This is a genomic window from Granulicella tundricola MP5ACTX9 (assembly GCF_000178975.2).
Lineage (GTDB): Bacteria > Acidobacteriota > Terriglobia > Terriglobales > Acidobacteriaceae > Edaphobacter > Edaphobacter tundricola.
The window spans coordinates 485,265-500,517 of sequence record NC_015064.1; the positions used below are offsets into that span (position 1 = coordinate 485,265).

The window sequence follows — 15,253 nt, forward strand, 5'->3', positions numbered from 1 at the left end:
ATTCCGGATTTGGGATTATTCGTCTGGATGGCTGGTGAGGTCGGTTTCTACGCTCCAGAGGCCGTTCCAGGTGTCTGCGATGACGATGGAGTCGGCGGGGTTGGCGCGGTCGTAGCGGACCTGGATAGGAAGGTCGAGGAGCGCTGATTCGGCGCGGGGGCCGTGGATGCGGTCGGCGAAGAGTGAGACGTCCTGGGAGCACTCGTAGGTGACGCCGGCGATGCGGTAGGTGTAGACGAGGACGTGTGGCTCGTCGAGCGAGGGGAAGGCGTCGAGGAGGCTGCCGTCGGAGATGCGGCCGGCGGCGGCGAGGCGATCGCGGCGGAGCGCTTCGATCTCTTCCGCAGTGGGGCGCTTGCGGAAGATGGCGTAGGCAGCAAGGGCGATGACGGCGGCTGCGCCGGTGGCGGCGGCGGCGGTCTGACGGGGGTGCCGGACAACGATGGAGAGCGGGTGCATCTGATTGACAGGATAGTCGATGCTTGTGAGATGCAGGGTGCTCGGCTGGGGTTGAGGCGGGCGGTATACTGGGGAGTGGACAAAATGAGCGATTCTTTGACGAAACGTGTGGGGATTGGAGCCTCCGGGCATCCTTCCGGGCATCCGCTGGATCTGGGCGAGGGGCGGCGTATCCGCTCGACGACGGTGATCTGCGTCAGGCGCGGGGATTCCGTGGTGATGGCGGCGGATGGGCAAGTGTCGCTGGGCGGTACGGTGATGAAGAGCTCCGCGAAGAAGATCCGGCGGCTTTATAACGACAAGGTGCTGGCGGGTTTTGCGGGTTCGACTGCGGATGCGTTCAGCCTGTTTGGACGGTTTGAGGCCAAGCTGGAGCAGTATGCGGGCAACCTGGGCCGGGCGGCTGTTGAGCTTGCCAAGGACTGGCGGACGGACAAGATGCTGCGGCAGCTTGAGGCTCTGCTGGTGGTTGCGGATGCCTCGCAGACACTGATGTTGAGCGGGACGGGCGATGTGATCGAACCGGATGCGATGAGGCCGGGCGAAGGGATCATGGCGATCGGGTCCGGGGGCAGCTATGCGCAGGCCGCGGCGCTGGCGCTGATGGAGAATACGGAGATGTCGGCGCGTGAGATTACGGAGAAGGCAATGAAGATTGCCGCTGACATCTGTATCTATACGAATGAGCGGATCACGGTTGAAGAGTTGAAGGCGCTGTAAGCATTGGTTTGAGTGAAGGGTAGGTTCATCATGCGGATGCACTTGGGACGGATGGCAGCGGTGTGTGTGGTGTTAGCGGGGCTGACGATGTCGGCCGGGGCGCAGTTCAACCGGAGCGATCGCAGCTCGGCGGAGGTTGGAATCAACACCGTTCATGCGCCGGTGCCCGATCCCCTGCTGAAGGGAAAGAAGGCCTTCATCTCGTATGAACTGGGTGACGTCACTGCGTTTCCGTCCAGCTATAGCGGCGGTCCGGAGCGGGCGTATGCAGAGTTTTACGCGCAGATGCAGGCGTGGGACCGGTATCAACTGGTGAGCGATCCTAAGGATGCGGATGTGGTGTTTGCGGTGCGGTTCGTCGACCCGCCTGCGATTCCGCATCCTCAGATCAGGATTGGTGTGAGCGATCCGCACGGGCGCGTTTCTTTGTGGGGTTTCGTGGAAGAGGTAAACTTTGCGTTCTTCAAGAAGCATCGGGACGCGGCGTTTACTGAGACGGTCAAAGAGTTGATCAATGATGTGAAGGTCCTGGTGGACCCGACTGCGCCGCCTGCTCACTAAGCAGGGATGCAGTTTGAACGAAAGAGATTTGAGGAGAAGCAGATGGCTATTTTTTTACCGGGGGCGGCTGAGGATCAGGCGCTGGCACTGGATGAGTTGACGCCGCGCGAGATCGTTGCGGAGCTGGACAAGTATGTGGTGGGACAGGGTGCGGCGAAGCGGGCTGTGGCGATTGCGCTGCGCAACCGGATGCGTCGGCAGAAGCTTCCGCCGGATCTTGCGGACGACATCATGCCGAAGAACATCATCATGATTGGGCCTACGGGCGTGGGTAAGACGGAGATTGCGCGGCGGCTGGCGAAGCTGACGAACTCTCCTTTCCTCAAGGTAGAAGCTAGCAAGTTCACCGAGGTTGGGTACGTGGGGCGGGATGTAGAGTCGATCGTGCGTGATCTGGTGGAGATTGCGATCGACCTGGTGCGCGAAGAGAAGCTGGAAGATGTGGCGGATAAGGCGGAGCTTCATGCAGAGGATCGTCTGCTGGATCTGCTGCTGCCTCCTACGCCGGCTGCTGCGACCGCTGCCAATGCGGCTGCGGCGACCGAGGTTGCCGGGACGAATGTGATTCAGCTTCCGATGCAGATGGATACGGAGTCGCCTGAGTATGTTGCGCCGGTTGCGGATGTTGGGCCGAGCGAGGACAAGAAGCATGAGCCGACCAGCTACGAGCGGACGCGGGAGAAGCTGCGGCAGCAGTTCCGCGAAGGCAAGCTGGATGAGCGGGTGGTGGAGATCGATGTGCGCGACCGCAATCAGCCTAGCTTCGAGTTCATTGCTGCGCCGGGGCAGGATGAATCGGACATGTCTTTGAAAGACGTGCTTCCGGGTCTGTTTGGGCAGAGGACCAAGAAGCGCAAGATGAAGGTTGCGGAGGCGTTCGACTACCTGGTGCAGGAGGAGGAGGGGCGGCTAGTCGATATGGATCAGGTGACCAAGCTCGCGGTTGAGCGTGTTGAAGAGTCCGGGATCGTGTTTCTGGATGAGATCGACAAGATTGCCGGGCGTGAGGGTGGACACGGCCCTGACGTGTCCAGAGAAGGAGTTCAGCGGGATATTCTGCCGATCGTGGAAGGGACCACCGTCAACACGAAGTATGGGATGGTTTCGACCGACCACATCCTGTTTATTGCTGCCGGGGCATTCCATGTGTCGAAGCCGAGCGATCTGATTCCGGAGTTGCAGGGACGGTTCCCGATTCGGGTGGAGCTGCAGTCGCTGACCGTTGGGGACTTTGTAAGGATTCTGACGGAGCCGAAGTCCTCGCTGGTGAAGCAATCGACGGCGCTGCTGGAGACCGAGGGGTTGAAGCTGGAGTTCACGCCGGAGGCACTGGCTGAGATGGCGGAGTTTGCGTTCAAGGTGAATGAGTCGACGGAGAACATTGGCGCTCGGCGGCTGCATACGATCATGGAGCGGGTGCTGGATGAGATCAGCTTCCAGGCTCCGGATCTGATGAAGAATGCGAAGGGGGAGAGCTCGGAGGAGGGGGTGGTGGGGCAGGTCGGCCACTCGGCTCCGCTGGGGGGCGAGGTGAGGCCGGACTCGCCGCCGCTGCCGGTGATCGAACGGCGCAAGGAGGATGGGACGGTGGAGAAGGTGATCGTGGTGGACCCGGAGTATGTGCGGCAGCAGGTTGCGGGGATCGTGAAGAATCAGGATCTGAGCCGGTACATCCTGTGATGAAGGCGTGAGGCAAGTGTGCTGATCGATGGCGCGGAGTTCGAGGACTTCTTTGAGACTGAAGCGGGCCCCGTGCGGGTTCAGAGCAAGGTTCTTGTTCGAGGAACGACCATCGTTTTTGAAGGACTGACACTCTATCCATTGACCGGTTCGTTCTTGCCGATTGGTGCAGGCGTAGTTTTCAGGATCTTTCGCTCGTTGATGGATGAGGCACGGGAGCAAGGATTTGCCAGGTGTTCGGTTGTGGCTTTTCGGACGGGTGGCGCGAGGCCGGGGCGTATGATTACTGTGACTCGGAGGTTGGTATGAAGAGGTATCCAGCACCACCTATTGACCCGATGATCATCGAGCGGGCGCGGGAGTTGAAGGAAGCTGGGGCAAGCCAGGAAGAGGTTTTCATGGCGATGCGACAGGATGGCCTTTGGGTCGGGCAGTCGATTAAGGTCGCAGCGGAGATCTATGGTTGGTCTCTGACTGAAGCGAAGATGACGGTCCATTACAGCGATACCTGGGCAGATTGCCTGCAGACCAATGCGAAGCTTCATGATGCGGCTTTTGCAGCGGCAAAAGAGCTGGGATTTGAAGAAGTCGGGTCAGGTGTGAACGGGGAAAAGGTTGCGCTTCAAGAGGCTTCGTGAATCTTCCTGTGATGCCGCCGGTGCTGCCTATGCTTGCGAAGCGGGTGGCTGCGATCCCTGAGGGTGAGGGGTGGGTGTTCGAGCCGAAGTGGGATGGGTTTCGGGTGCTGGTGTTTCGGGATGGGGACGAGATCCTGCTGCAGAGCCGGGATACCAAACCGCTGAACCGATACTTTCCGGATGTGGTGGAGACGCTGCTGCGTGAGTTGCCGCCGCGGTGCGTGCTCGACGGAGAGATTGTGATTGCGCGGGATGGCGGGTTGGACTTTGATGCTCTGCAACTGAGGGTGCATCCGGCGGCTTCTCGGGTGAAGATGCTGGCGGAGCAGACGCCGGCGTCGGTGGTGTTCTTCGATCTGCTTTGCGTGGGGGATGAGGATCTTACGGGGGCTCCGTTTTCTGAGCGGCGCAAGCGGCTGGAAGAGGTGCTCGCGGGGGCTAAGGTGCCGGTACACATCACGCCCGCCACTCAGGATCATGCGGTGGCTTCGGATTGGTTTGAAAGATTTGAGGGGGCGGGGCTGGATGGGGTGATGGCCAAGCTGCTCGGCGGGACGTATCAGGCTGATAAGCGGGTCATGCTGAAGGTGAAGCATGAGCGGGACTGCGACTGCGTGGTCGCGGGGTTTCGGTGGCACAAGGATGGGCCGGGGACGCTGGTGGGGTCGCTGCTGCTGGGGCTCTATGACGACGCGGGTGCTTTGCAGCATGTGGGGGTTTGTGCCAGCTTTACGGCGGCGAAGCGGAAGGAGCTTGTGGAGTTCCTCGCGCCTTATCGCGAAGGGGCTATGGAGGGGCATCCGTGGGCGGGATGGGCGGAGGCGGATGTCGAGGGAAGGATGCCGGGCGGGAAGAGCCGGTGGACGGGCAGCAAGGACCTGAGCTGGGTGGCGCTGCGGCCGGTGTTGGTGGTGGAGGTGGCGTACGAGCATATGCAGGGGATGCGGTTTCGGCATATGAGCCAGTTCAGGCGGTGGCGGACGGATAAGGCACCGAAGGACTGTACGTATGCTCAGTTGGAGGTGGTGGCTGCGCAGGAGTTGATGGAGATCTTTCGGGAATCGACCCTTTGACCCCTACCCCCTGTTTTGGTCCAAAGTCTTCATTCAATATGGCTTAGGTCTGAACCTCGGCCTTTGGGCCAATCATGGGCTGCACTTTATTTTGGGGGCTCTTGGTCTTTCCAGGCGCGAGTGGGATCGTCGTCTGGATCTGGGGTTTGCTGGGGTGGGCGGTCGGGTTCGGGGACGTTTTTGAGGTTCACGCGGATGCGGTACCAGACGTAAGAGGCTCCTCGCATGCGGTCTACGAGGATGTCTTCCGGGGTGAGGGCGGCGGCGGCGATGGGATAAAGAAGCTTCCAGCGTTCGAGGCCGGCTTCGGCTGCGGCTTTGTCCGGGGATTGGGAGATGGTGATGAGGGGGTGCCTGGAGGTCCGGGCTTTTCGGGCTGGCTTGGCTTCGGCTGAAGGATCAGCGGAAGATTGATCGGGTTCGGCGGCTTTGGATTGCTTTTTGAAGCGGTAGGCTCCGAAGCCTTCGTTTATCTGGCTGGAGAAGCTTTTGGCCTTGGAGGGGGCTACGCGCTTTGATTCCCCTTCCTGCTTGGAGAAGTGTGGGGGCCAGGGGGCGTCGCCTAGTCCTTCGGATTCGTCTCGGGCGGCTAGTTCGAGGAGGGCTTCGAGCCCGCCGGGGTTGGCGTCCATTTCGGCGTGGGGGTTGCCGAGGGTGGCGAAGCGCGTGGGCATGGTGAGGACGGTGAAGTCGGCGGGCTCTACCTGCGGAACCTCATGCCAGAAGAGCGGGGCGGAGACGCGAGCGTCGGGGAGCGGGCGGACAGAGTAGGCGGAGCAGGTGGTGCGATCTTTGGCGTTCTGGTTGTAGTCGAGGAAGACGCCGTGGCGCTCCTCCTTCCACCACTTGGAGGTGGCGAGGGTGGGGACGCGGCGTTCGACGGCTCGGGCCAGGGCTAGGGCGGCGCGGCGGACCTCTGTGAAGGTCCATTGGGGGTGGATGCGGACGTTGATGTGGATGCCCCGGGAGCCGCTGGTTTTTGGCCAGCCGATGAGGTTGTTTTCCTTGAGGACGGCTTCTACTTCGAGGGCTACGGCCTTTACGTCGGGCCATTCGACGCCGGGGCCGGGGTCGAGGTCGACGCGGAGCTCGTCGGGATGATCAAGGTCTCCGGTGCGGACGGGGTGGGGGTGGAGTTCCAGGCAGCCGAGGTTGGCGATCCAGGCGAGGCCGGGTGCGGTGTCTACGACGACCTCTTCCGCGGTTCGGCCGGAGGGGAAGGATAGGGTGGCGGTGCGGAGATATGCGGGGAGGTCTGAGGGTGCTCGCTTCTGGTAGAAGGGCTCCTGCTCGGCTCCGTTGACGAAGCGCTTGAGGACGATGGGGCGGTCTTGAATGCCTTGCAAGGCTCCGGGGGCTACGGAGAGGTAGTAGCGGACGATGTCGATCTTGGAGAGCTTAGTTTCGCGGGTGAAGTAGGGCTTGTCCGGGTTGGTGATGCGGACCTGGTGGCCTTCTACTTCGAGGAGCTCGAATGGGTCTTGTTTGGGCACGTGGGAAGAGTATCGCCGTCCGACGGAAGATTCAATTGGCGGGTCAGCGATTATTGGGCGGGCGAACAATGGAGGGAGAAGCCAGGACCAAAGCAAATACGGAGGTTCTGGATTCGCCAGAATGACGAAGTCTTGGTGGTTCAGAAATTCCCTCGGCGGCTAAAGCCGCGATCAATCGGGAATCTTGCGGCGGGGCTGAAGCCCTGCCCTTTCAAGACAGCCCCGCCCTTTCAAAACGACTAATGCGTGAAGGTGTTGATGGGGGTGAGTTGGGTGCTGCGGGCGGTGATGGCTTGTAGGCTTAGCTCGTTCATGGCTTTGTGGACCATGCTTTCGAGGCCGGCGAAGGCGGCCATTTCGAGGCGGACGGTGACTCCTCCGATGTGGAGGCTGACTACGCCACAGTTGCAGACGGTGACGCTGCCTAGACCTTCGTGCTTTGCGAGAGTGAGAGCTCCTGATTCGGTATCGGCCATGGTTAGACTCCTCGTTTTGCGTAGTACTCGGCGACCTGCCGAGGGTTGAATTCGAAGGGGACGTGCTCGGGGGTGGGGATCATGCGGACTACGCCGTGGTCGTTGACGCCTTCGAGGGCGAACTGGAGGTAGCTGGGCAGGGGCAGGCGGGGTGCGTTGCGGGCGGCCTCGGTCATGGCTCCGGCGGCGTAGTCGGTAAGGCGGACGAAGGTGCCGGAGCGCAGGGTGGCGCTGCCGATGGTCATGATCTTGCCATTGACCAGGACGTGGCCGTGGCTGACCAACTGGCGTGCCGCCGCGATGCTGCGTGCGAAGCCGAGGCGGAAGACGACGTTGTCCAGGCGCAGTTCCAGGAGGGCGATGAGGGATTCAATCCAGTTGGAGGAGTTCATGCCGCGTGCGGTGCGGACGAAGCGGCGCAACTGCTCTTCGCGGAGGCCGTAGTGGAAGAGGAGCTTCTGCTTTTCACGGAGTTGGACTGCGTATTGGGTCAGCTTGCGGCGGGTTGTGGTCTGGCCGTGCTGGCCGGGAGGGAAGTTTCGCTTTTCGAGGGCTCCGGGCTTGCCGAGTCCGGGAAGCTCGAGCCCGAGGGCGCGCTGCATCTTGAATTTGGTTCTGTTGCTCACCTGTACACCTCAGTTTGTCGATCTCAGTTCCGAACGGGCGCTTCGCCAAAAGACAGACCGTTTGGAACTCTGGTTGTTGAAATAAGACTACTTTGGTCCTAGATTGAGTGCAAGTGTTTTGTGGGGAGTGGCGGGAGGTTAAACAGAAGAGCCCTGCGGCTGTCTTTTTGGCGAAGCGCCGCGGGGCTCTCGAGATCGGCAGCTTGAGGCTGGCGAATGTTGTTATTTTAGGCTTGTTCCGGTTCGAGATTTGTTAGGGGTTTGCGGTGTGGGCCGATAAAATAGAGGGGAGAGGTGCTCATGGGCGTCGCGACTGCGGAGAGAAGTGCGAAGGCGTCGTTTCGCGAGCCGGATTTCTCGGATGAGCAGATTCGCGAGGTTGCCGGGAACGATGCGGCGGCGATTGCGCAGTGGGCGGACACGGTGGCCAAGGAGCGCGGGATTCGTGTTCGTCCCAGGCCGAATGATGCTTTCATCAAGGCGGTTTCGCGGCTGTCTGATGGTGTGGTCGATCTCGATCCCGTGGAAGAATTGCTGGTGGAGTTGAGCAGGGCTGGGGTGATCAGCTCGTTCCAACGAGGCCTTCTCCAAGTTCACTACCTCGGGTAGACAGATGGAACTTTCGATCCTCGACCCGTTTGGGGACTATGAGAGTGCTGGCTATCTGCGGAATGTCTACGGTCTACATGACCTGGAGCGTGTCGGCCACCTTGAGACTGCATCTTTTCGGGAGGAGGTGCTTGGGGCGACCAGGCATCTTCGGCGTATCTCCGTGCTTCGATACGAAGATGTTCTGGAGACGCATCGCCGGCTTTTCCTTGCTCTCTATCCTTGGGCTGGGCAAGACCGCTTTGCTACAGCTCCGACGATTGCGATTGCCAAGGGTGGTTATAACAACCTCTTCTCGCATCCGGCGGAGTGCAGGCTTGCTGCTGAGTATGCGTTGCGGCTTGGGCAGGATGTGAAGTATCTTCGCGCTCAAGCTGGTGAGGTGTTTGGGTATCTGGCTCACTCGCATCCGTTTCTTGAGGGCAATGGACGGACGATTCTGACGGTGTTTGCGGAGCTTACTCGGAGGGCTGGATTCTATGTGGTCTGGGAGGACATTGATAAGAGGGAGTTTCTGGATAGGCTTACTGATGAGTTGTTGCAGCCGGGCAAAGGGATTATGGATCAGCTTATTCTGCCGTATGTGCGGGCGGGTGCGCTTACGGCGGAGATGACTGCACGGCGGTTGCGGGTGAGGTTTCAACTGTAGGTGGGTGAGTAGTGATGCGCATCAGCACTATAAGGGCCACAGCTTTTCACCAATTCCACCGCTGCCGGGGAACTGGAAACCCATTTGTGTGATCGTGTCGATAACGTCGCAAGCGAGTTCAACGACTTTCTCCTGTATTTGGAGCAATCCGAGAGTATTCAACTTCATCGTGACCACCTCTTTTCTTCGATTGACAAAGAACGGCAATGATCTTCCATCAGCATCCGGAATGTGCCATGAGGCATGACATAAGATATTGCGAATGTCAGCCGCATCTTCGATTTTTTGGATTAGCCCATCAATATTTTGGGGCGTTGGGTCATGATGGCTTTTGAGGGCCTGGCCATATGTTTTAGCAAGGGGTTTTAGAGTGTCGCTTAGTGCTTTCTCAAGAACGATAGTCCAATTTTCAAATGCGTCTTCGATCTCAGATTCACCATAGCTTCGGGTTCCTGTGAGAACAAAAATAGCCTTCCCAAGGATTTCTTCTAAAAAACCAAAAGTAGCTATGGTTCGCCCCAATTGTTCCCAAAATATAGGTGAATGTGAGTTCGTCGGAAATGATGCGGGCAATGAACTCCGATCAATATATGACGGTGTTTTGCTCATAGGAAGAACCTTTGACGAGACTGATCGTACGTGAGATTATGCCGATACTGGGGTTCGCTCAAGCTTCTCGTCAGTTCCTATCTTCTGATCGAAAAGCGATCCTTGATCAGGTGGTATTTTGTGCCAGCCGACCATAGAGTGCGGAAGAAATCCTTGAGCCAGTGCATTCTTATACCCAAGTCCATGTGCTTTCCCTTTGCACCTTTTGCATTCGCATTTTTTCTTTCCTCTAAGCTTTTTACCGTTATAGCAACGAGGCTTGCAGTAATCAGGGTGCGGGAGATTGCCCGGTGAACCCGTCGCGAGAATTTTGGCTTCTGTCTTCTTCACCACATTCTCCTTGTTGAGAATATTTTATCAATAAAAGACCTGTAAATAAAAAGATTAATGGAATGCTTAGCTGCCCAACTTCCTAAGTAGGTCTGTGAAGACAAACTGACGCTGCAATAACAAACCGCAAATGCAACTACGGAGATTCTCCCCCTGCGGGGCAGAATGACGGTTGTGATGGGGAGTGGAGTGTACGCGGGGTAATTCGACTGCAACTGCAACAGCCGCTACTGAGATTCTTCGCTTCGCTCTGAATGACCCCCCTTGGTGTGGGTGAGCTTGCTCCGGTTCTAGCGGTAGCCCCATTCGACTACGGGGAGCAGGGCGGAGTAGTCGTCGGTCCAGGGTTTGAGGGTGGTGGCGATGGGGGTGGTGTGGGTGGCTAGGAGGGGTTGGTCGAAGTAGGTGGGGGTGTCGGCGGCCAGGACCCAGGTGGCTAGGTATTCGCCGCGCTGGGGTTGGGCGGGGCTTTCTATGCGGCGAGGGGTCATGTTGACGGCCTGGGCCAGGGCGGCGATTTCGGGAGCTAGATTCAGGTACTGGTTGGAGACGTGGAAGGCGAGGACGCCGCCGGGGGCGAGGTGGCGGCGGTACTCCTGCATGGCCTCTATGGTGAGGAGGTGGAGGGGGATGGCGTCGCCGGAGAAGGCGTCGATGACGAGGACGTCAAAGTGCTGGGGTGGGGCGGCGTGGAGGGAGGCGCGGCCGTCGCCTTCTGTGATGGCGACCTGGGCCTGGGTGTTGCGCATGTACCAGAACCAGTAGCTCGCGATGGGTTTGACGAGGGGGTTGATCTCGTAGAAGTGGATGTGGTCGCCGGGGCGGCCGCCGTATGCGGGGGTGCCGTAGGCGGCGAGGGTGCCTACGCCGAGGCCTATGACTCCTATGTTGCGCGGGTGGTCGGTGGGAATGCTGCGGATGGCGAGGCCTGCTCCGGAGTCTTCGGCGTAGTAGGTGGTGGGGGTGGTTTCCAGGTCGGGGCGGTCGAGGATTTGGGTGCCGTGCTGGATGGTGCCGTTCATGAGCATGCGGACGGGGCCGGCGGGGGAGGACTCGCGCAGGACGCGGAGGGTGCCGTAGAAGTTGCGGCCCTGGAAGAGGGCCTGGCGGGCGTAGGCGATGTGCAGAGCTACGATCAGCGCGATCATGCCGAGGGTGGCGGCGGACCAGAGGATGCGATAGGCGGGTGCTTCTCGCCACGTGATGTAGGCGGCCAGGGCGGAGGTGAGGAGGAAGGCCAGGGCGAGGTCGTAGTTGCTGCGGAAGAGGAGCGGGGAGAGGATGCCGACGAAGAACGTCCCGGCTACTCCTCCGGCGGCTACCAGGAGATAGAACAGGGTGGATTCCTGGGGGGTGCTGGGGCGTATTTTGTGGGCTTCGGCGTGGGCGAAGAAGGCGGCTAGGAAGAGCTCGATGAGGAAGAAGGGGATGGCGATGCCGATGGGGAGGGATACGTCGGTCTTGGTGAGGAGCCAGGCGAGCGAGGCGATCATGATGACGAGGACGCGGAGGATGATGGAGCGCTGGTAGAGGCGGGGGGTCTCGAAGGCGAGGATGAAGGAGAGGAGATAGGCGGCGAGGGGGAGCATCCAGAGGAGGGGGATGGCGGCGACGTTCGAGGTGAGGTGGGCGGTGACGGCGGCGAGCTGGACGGCGGCGGTCATGGGGAGGAGGAACCAGAGGAGGCGGGTTCTCGGGGTGGTGGGGATGTAGGTGGGGCTTTGGATTGGGGTGGATGTGGGGGATTGGCTGCGGGTGGTGATGAGGGTGGAGAGGATGGCGAAGAGGGTGAAGGCGGCGGTCCAGAGGGCGTGCTGGGCGCGGAGGGTGAGGTGGGGCTCGATGAGGATGGGGTAGGCGAGGAGACCGAGGAGGGAGCCGAGGTTCGAGAGGGCGAAGAGGCGGTAGGGGACGGTGGAGCTCTCGCGACGGGAGAGCCAGACCTGGAGTAGGGGGCTGGTGGAGGCGAGGAGCAGGAATGGGAGGCCGATGGTGATGGTGAGGGTTCGGAAGATGGTGAGGATGGGATGGGCGGACGAGCCTGATGGGGTGATGTGGGTGGCGAGGGCCAGGGCGACGATGGCGGCGGCGAGGAGGATGAGGTGGGCGAGGCGGTGACGGGGGCCGCCTCGGCTGAGCCAATGGGCGTAGAGGTAGCCGGCGAGGAGCATGGTCTGGAAGAAGACGAGGCAGGTGATCCAGACGGCGGAGGAGCCTCCGAGGATGGGGAGGAGGGCCTTGGCGGCCATGGGCTCGACCAGGAAGAGGAGGAAGGCGGAGGTGAAGATGGTGACGCCGTAGAGGAGGCGGTTAGAGGTCAAGAGCGGGCCTTTCAGTGCGGCGTTGGGGCTGCGAATTGTTCTGGATTATCTTCGCACCGGTTGAGCGGAGTGAGCGGCGAGTTATCGTTGAGGGATGAGATGTTGGGCTGTGGTGCTGTTGGGCTTTATCTGTTTGGGGGCTGCGAGTGGGCAGCAGATGGCGATTACGTTCGACGATCTGCCGGCGCATGGGAGTCTGCCGCCGCATGAGACGCGGCTGCAGGTGGCGGAGTCGATTTTGAAGACGCTGGAGGCGGAGAAGATGCCGCCGGTGTATGGGTTCATCAATGCAGTTGGGGTATCGTCGACGCCGAAGGAAGAGGTGGTGCTGAAGGCGTGGCGGGCGGCGGGGCAGCCGCTGGGGAACCATACATGGAGTCATCCGAGCCTGGAGGCGGTTTCTGCGGGGGCGTTTGAGCAGGAGATTGCGAAGAACGAACCGATGCTGAAGAAGTATATGGATGGGCAGGACTGGCATTGGTTCCGGTACCCGTTTCTGTATGAGGGCGAGACGCTGGAAAAGCGGCGGGCGGTGCGGGGGTGGCTGGCGGGGCATGGGTACAGGATCGCCGAGGTGAACATGGACTTTGGGGACTACCTGTGGAATGACCCTTATGCTCGCTGCTCGGCTAAGGGAGATAAGGCTGCGATTACGAGGCTGCACGACAGCTACCTGGCGACGGCGGATGAGTATGTCGGGGTGTTTCGGAAGGCTTCTGCGATGGTTTACGGGAGGGATGTTAAGTACATTCTGCTGATGCATATTGGGGCGTTCGATGCGCGGATGCTGCCGGAGCTGCTGGCGCTTTACCGGGCTCGGGGATTCAGCTTTATCAGTTTGGAGGAGGCTGAGAAGGACCCGGCGTATGCGGATGATCCGGATATCGGGGTGCGTGGGGGCGGGGCGCAGGTGGAGTTGATGATGGCGAAGAAGAAGCTTAGGTTTCCGGCGAATCATAAGCCGGATAAGGAGCTGGAGAAGATGTGCCGGTGAGGGTTTGGGTGAATCAGGATGGACGACGAGCGGACGGTACGTCGGCCAGTCGTCGTTTCCATCCTGTTGTTGACGGTTTCGTTGATTTCACCACGTTCGCTGAGAAGCGCCGGTCTCATTGACCAGGAAGATCTGGTGGCGCTTCGGCCCGGCCACCCAGGTGGCGGGCTAAGAACATCTCCGCTACGCCAGCGAAGTGGTGAAGATTTTCCTGATGCGCGAGACCATGTCCCTCATTCTCGTACACGAGGTACTCAACCTCTGTACCCGACTCGCGGAGCGCATCAACGATCTGGTCGCTTTCACGCTTCTTCACCCTGGGATCGTTTGCGCCCTGGGCGATCAGGAGGGGCGCGCGAATCGCCGAAGCCCGGTAGAGCGGTGACTGCGATTTCAGGAAGTCGTCATTGTCGCCTACGCGTTCTTCCAGGAGCTTGCGCATCGGCTCCCAGTAAGAGGGGATCGAAGCCATGAACGTCGTCAGATCGGAAGGACCGACGACATCGATGCCGCAGCAGAATGCGTCCGGCGTCCAGGCGAGCGCGGTGAGCGTGGCATAACCGCCATAACTCATGCCGAAGATCGCAAATCGTTCCGGGTCCGCATAGCCCTCTGCAATGGCCCAGTCATGTGCATCCAGCAAGTCGGTTCGCATGGTTCCGGCCCACTCGCGATTGCCTGCATTCAGGAACGCTTTTCCATAGCCGGTCGAACCGCGGAAGTTCACCTGCAGGACGGCATAGCCTCGATTGGCAAGCCATTGCACGACCGGATCAAAGCCCCAACGATCGCGATGCCAGGGGCCGCCGTGTACGTACAGCACGGTCGGCAGCCCGTGTGGCTCAATCCCGACAGGCAAGGTGAGGTAGCCGCTGAGTTGCAATCCGTCTCGAGCCGTACATGTGATCGGTTTCATTGCGGCAAGCGTGTAGTCCAGGAGCTTCGGCCGGGTATGGAAGAGCAGACTTGCGGAATGCTGCTCAAGATCGTAAAGGTAATACTTGTCCGGTATGATGTCGCCCTGACATTGCAGGATCAGGGCGTCTCCGCGCCCCGTCCCAGCAACGAAGGAGAACTCGCCTGGGTCCAATTCTTTGAAGCTCCTTAGAGCCGCTTCGCACGAGACGGACAGCGCAGTCCAAACGAGCTTTTCCCGCAAGATGGCGACAGCGCCGATCTTCCGCGTGCCGGGTTCGATGTAAACCCTCTCCACGTCATATTCCGGATCTTCAAAGAGCGTTGTGACGGCTCCGCTGCTTACCTCATATTGAACGAGACGGTGGGTATCGGCGTCCTTCGCGGTGATGACATAGAGACACTGGTTGTCCGGTGAAAAGGCAACCAGGCGAGGCCTGCCATCGGCGAATGGGATCTCGTCCAGAAGTCTCCAGTCTGAACCGTCCGCATCTCGCACGCGGATGACGAAACTGCCATCGGCTACCTGTGCTACTGCGGCGCGAACCCGCAGTTCATTGTCGGCAAGCCACAGGAGGACATCACCGGGATTTTCGGTGTCGAGTGTATTGGACTTGGCAGCAAAGTCAAGGCGATGCACATCCATGAGGCGGGCGTTACGCGCATTCAGCGTGACCAGACCTTCATTCGGAAACTGATAGTCAAGCGCTAGAGGAAGGGCCCGGAGATTGCTGCCCGGCGTAAGATCCTGCGGTTCGCCGCCCAGCAGATTCACCCGGAACAGGTGATAGTTTTCGTCTCCCTCGGAATCCTGAAGATAAAGAACGTGTTCCCCATCCCCCTGCCATTGAGCCCAGGGAATGGGACGCCGCGGGTCCTGCGCCACGACGCGATCGTCTGCTTGTCCGATGGTCCTGACCCAGACACTCAACTTGCCAGCGGCGGGCGCGAGGTAGGCGATCATCTTCCCGTTGGGAGAGAGCTGTGCGTGGTCCATCTGAGGGTGGTCGAAGATTACGGAGCGGGGAATCATGGGTGGGATCAGGGGGTTGCTCATTGTTATGCGAATGTACCATCGCATTCGCTTTCAGCGCAAGGAT

At 60.0% G+C, this 15,253-nt stretch carries 16 protein-coding genes; 8 read left to right on the top strand and 8 right to left on the bottom strand.

Annotated elements, in window-relative coordinates; all coding sequences use genetic code 11:
* Positions 1-15: 15 nt before the first annotated feature.
* Positions 16-459: a hypothetical protein gene (locus tag ACIX9_RS02015; protein WP_013578804.1), complete on the bottom strand. Its 444-nt coding sequence runs from the start codon at positions 457-459 to the stop codon at positions 16-18.
* Between the two features lie 84 nt (positions 460-543).
* On the opposite strand from ACIX9_RS02015, the gene hslV reads away from it, so the two are divergent.
* From hslV to ACIX9_RS02045, 5 genes are all read left to right on the top strand, one after another.
* Positions 544-1,179, top strand: coding sequence for an ATP-dependent protease subunit HslV (hslV, locus tag ACIX9_RS02020; protein ID WP_013578805.1), 636 nt, complete (start codon positions 544-546; stop codon positions 1,177-1,179).
* A 30-nt stretch (positions 1,180-1,209) separates the two neighbouring features.
* Positions 1,210-1,740, top strand: a complete 531-nt coding sequence (locus ACIX9_RS02025; RefSeq protein WP_013578806.1) for a hypothetical protein — start codon at positions 1,210-1,212, stop codon at positions 1,738-1,740.
* Between the two features lie 42 nt (positions 1,741-1,782).
* Complete coding sequence (gene hslU / locus ACIX9_RS02030; protein ID WP_013578807.1) at positions 1,783-3,420, top strand: ATP-dependent protease ATPase subunit HslU; 1,638 nt, start codon at positions 1,783-1,785, stop codon at positions 3,418-3,420.
* Between the two features lie 305 nt (positions 3,421-3,725).
* Entirely contained in the window at positions 3,726-4,058 is a 333-nt protein-coding gene (locus tag ACIX9_RS02040; RefSeq protein ID WP_013578808.1) for a hypothetical protein, read from the top strand.
* Positions 4,055-5,131, top strand: coding sequence for an ATP-dependent DNA ligase (locus tag ACIX9_RS02045; RefSeq protein WP_041596895.1), 1,077 nt, complete (start codon positions 4,055-4,057; stop codon positions 5,129-5,131). Before ACIX9_RS02040 ends, ACIX9_RS02045 begins: the two co-directional genes overlap by 4 nt.
* An 86-nt stretch (positions 5,132-5,217) precedes the next feature.
* Here the strand turns inward: ACIX9_RS02045 and ACIX9_RS02050 are convergent, their stop codons facing one another.
* From ACIX9_RS02050 to rpsD, 3 genes are all read right to left on the bottom strand, one after another.
* Entirely contained in the window at positions 5,218-6,624 is a 1,407-nt protein-coding gene (locus tag ACIX9_RS02050; RefSeq protein WP_013578810.1) for a DNA polymerase domain-containing protein, read from the bottom strand.
* A gap of 239 nt (positions 6,625-6,863) precedes the next feature.
* Positions 6,864-7,100, bottom strand: a complete 237-nt coding sequence (locus ACIX9_RS02055) for a hypothetical protein (protein WP_013578811.1) — start codon at positions 7,098-7,100, stop codon at positions 6,864-6,866.
* A 2-nt stretch (positions 7,101-7,102) separates the two neighbouring features.
* Positions 7,103-7,726, bottom strand: a complete 624-nt coding sequence (gene rpsD / locus ACIX9_RS02060) for a 30S ribosomal protein S4 (RefSeq protein WP_013578812.1) — start codon at positions 7,724-7,726, stop codon at positions 7,103-7,105.
* 300 nt (positions 7,727-8,026) lie between these two features.
* Here rpsD and ACIX9_RS02065 point away from each other — a divergent pair, with 300 nt between their 5' ends.
* Together ACIX9_RS02065 and ACIX9_RS02070 are read left to right on the top strand one after the other, a co-directional pair.
* Complete coding sequence (locus ACIX9_RS02065) at positions 8,027-8,335, top strand: hypothetical protein (RefSeq protein WP_013578813.1); 309 nt, start codon at positions 8,027-8,029, stop codon at positions 8,333-8,335.
* A gap of 4 nt (positions 8,336-8,339) precedes the next feature.
* Positions 8,340-8,984 carry a Fic/DOC family protein gene (locus ACIX9_RS02070; protein WP_013578814.1) on the top strand — a complete coding sequence of 215 codons (645 nt, stop codon included), beginning with the start codon at positions 8,340-8,342 and terminating at the stop codon, positions 8,982-8,984.
* A 27-nt stretch (positions 8,985-9,011) separates the two neighbouring features.
* Here ACIX9_RS02070 and ACIX9_RS02075 read toward each other — a convergent pair whose 3' ends face one another.
* The 3 genes from ACIX9_RS02075 to ACIX9_RS27260 form a co-directional block, all read right to left on the bottom strand.
* Positions 9,012-9,593, bottom strand: a complete 582-nt coding sequence (locus ACIX9_RS02075; protein WP_013578815.1) for a hypothetical protein — start codon at positions 9,591-9,593, stop codon at positions 9,012-9,014.
* Positions 9,594-9,629: 36 nt separating this feature from the next.
* Positions 9,630-9,923: a hypothetical protein gene (locus ACIX9_RS25540; RefSeq protein WP_157477223.1), complete on the bottom strand. Its 294-nt coding sequence runs from the start codon at positions 9,921-9,923 to the stop codon at positions 9,630-9,632.
* A gap of 290 nt (positions 9,924-10,213) precedes the next feature.
* Positions 10,214-12,244 carry a fused MFS/spermidine synthase gene (locus ACIX9_RS27260; protein WP_013578816.1) on the bottom strand — a complete coding sequence of 677 codons (2,031 nt, stop codon included), beginning with the start codon at positions 12,242-12,244 and terminating at the stop codon, positions 10,214-10,216.
* Between the two features lie 94 nt (positions 12,245-12,338).
* Between ACIX9_RS27260 and ACIX9_RS02085 the strand changes: the two genes are divergently transcribed.
* Positions 12,339-13,238 (top strand): polysaccharide deacetylase family protein, encoded by a 900-nt coding sequence (locus ACIX9_RS02085; RefSeq protein WP_013578817.1) that lies wholly within the window; start codon positions 12,339-12,341, stop codon positions 13,236-13,238.
* Positions 13,239-13,353: 115 nt separating this feature from the next.
* On the opposite strand, the gene ACIX9_RS02090 is transcribed toward ACIX9_RS02085, so the two are convergent.
* The gene (locus ACIX9_RS02090; protein WP_013578818.1) at positions 13,354-15,210 is read right to left on the bottom strand and encodes a S9 family peptidase; all 1,857 of its coding nucleotides are present in this window, start codon (positions 15,208-15,210) and stop codon (positions 13,354-13,356) included.
* Positions 15,211-15,253 lie beyond the last annotated feature (43 nt).

Bases quoted from the DNA above. Each gene is read 5' to 3' on its own strand.
- ACIX9_RS02075 (WP_013578815.1), bottom strand. From the start codon at position 9,593: ATGAGCAAAACACCGTCATATATTGATCGGAGTTCATTGCCCGCATCA.
- ACIX9_RS02065 (WP_013578813.1), top strand. From the start codon at position 8,027: ATGGGCGTCGCGACTGCGGAGAGAAGTGCGAAGGCGTCGTTTCGCGAG.
- ACIX9_RS02040 (WP_013578808.1), top strand. From the start codon at position 3,726: ATGAAGAGGTATCCAGCACCACCTATTGACCCGATGATCATCGAGCGG.
- ACIX9_RS02015 (WP_013578804.1), bottom strand. From the start codon at position 459: ATGCACCCGCTCTCCATCGTTGTCCGGCACCCCCGTCAGACCGCCGCC.
- ACIX9_RS02070 (WP_013578814.1), top strand. From the start codon at position 8,340: ATGGAACTTTCGATCCTCGACCCGTTTGGGGACTATGAGAGTGCTGGC.
- ACIX9_RS02085 (WP_013578817.1), top strand. From the start codon at position 12,339: ATGAGATGTTGGGCTGTGGTGCTGTTGGGCTTTATCTGTTTGGGGGCT.
- ACIX9_RS02055 (WP_013578811.1), bottom strand. From the start codon at position 7,100: ATGGCCGATACCGAATCAGGAGCTCTCACTCTCGCAAAGCACGAAGGT.
- ACIX9_RS02090 (WP_013578818.1), bottom strand. From the start codon at position 15,210: ATGAGCAACCCCCTGATCCCACCCATGATTCCCCGCTCCGTAATCTTC.
- hslU (WP_013578807.1), top strand. From the start codon at position 1,783: ATGGCTATTTTTTTACCGGGGGCGGCTGAGGATCAGGCGCTGGCACTG.
- ACIX9_RS02025 (WP_013578806.1), top strand. From the start codon at position 1,210: ATGCGGATGCACTTGGGACGGATGGCAGCGGTGTGTGTGGTGTTAGCG.
- hslV (WP_013578805.1), top strand. From the start codon at position 544: ATGAGCGATTCTTTGACGAAACGTGTGGGGATTGGAGCCTCCGGGCAT.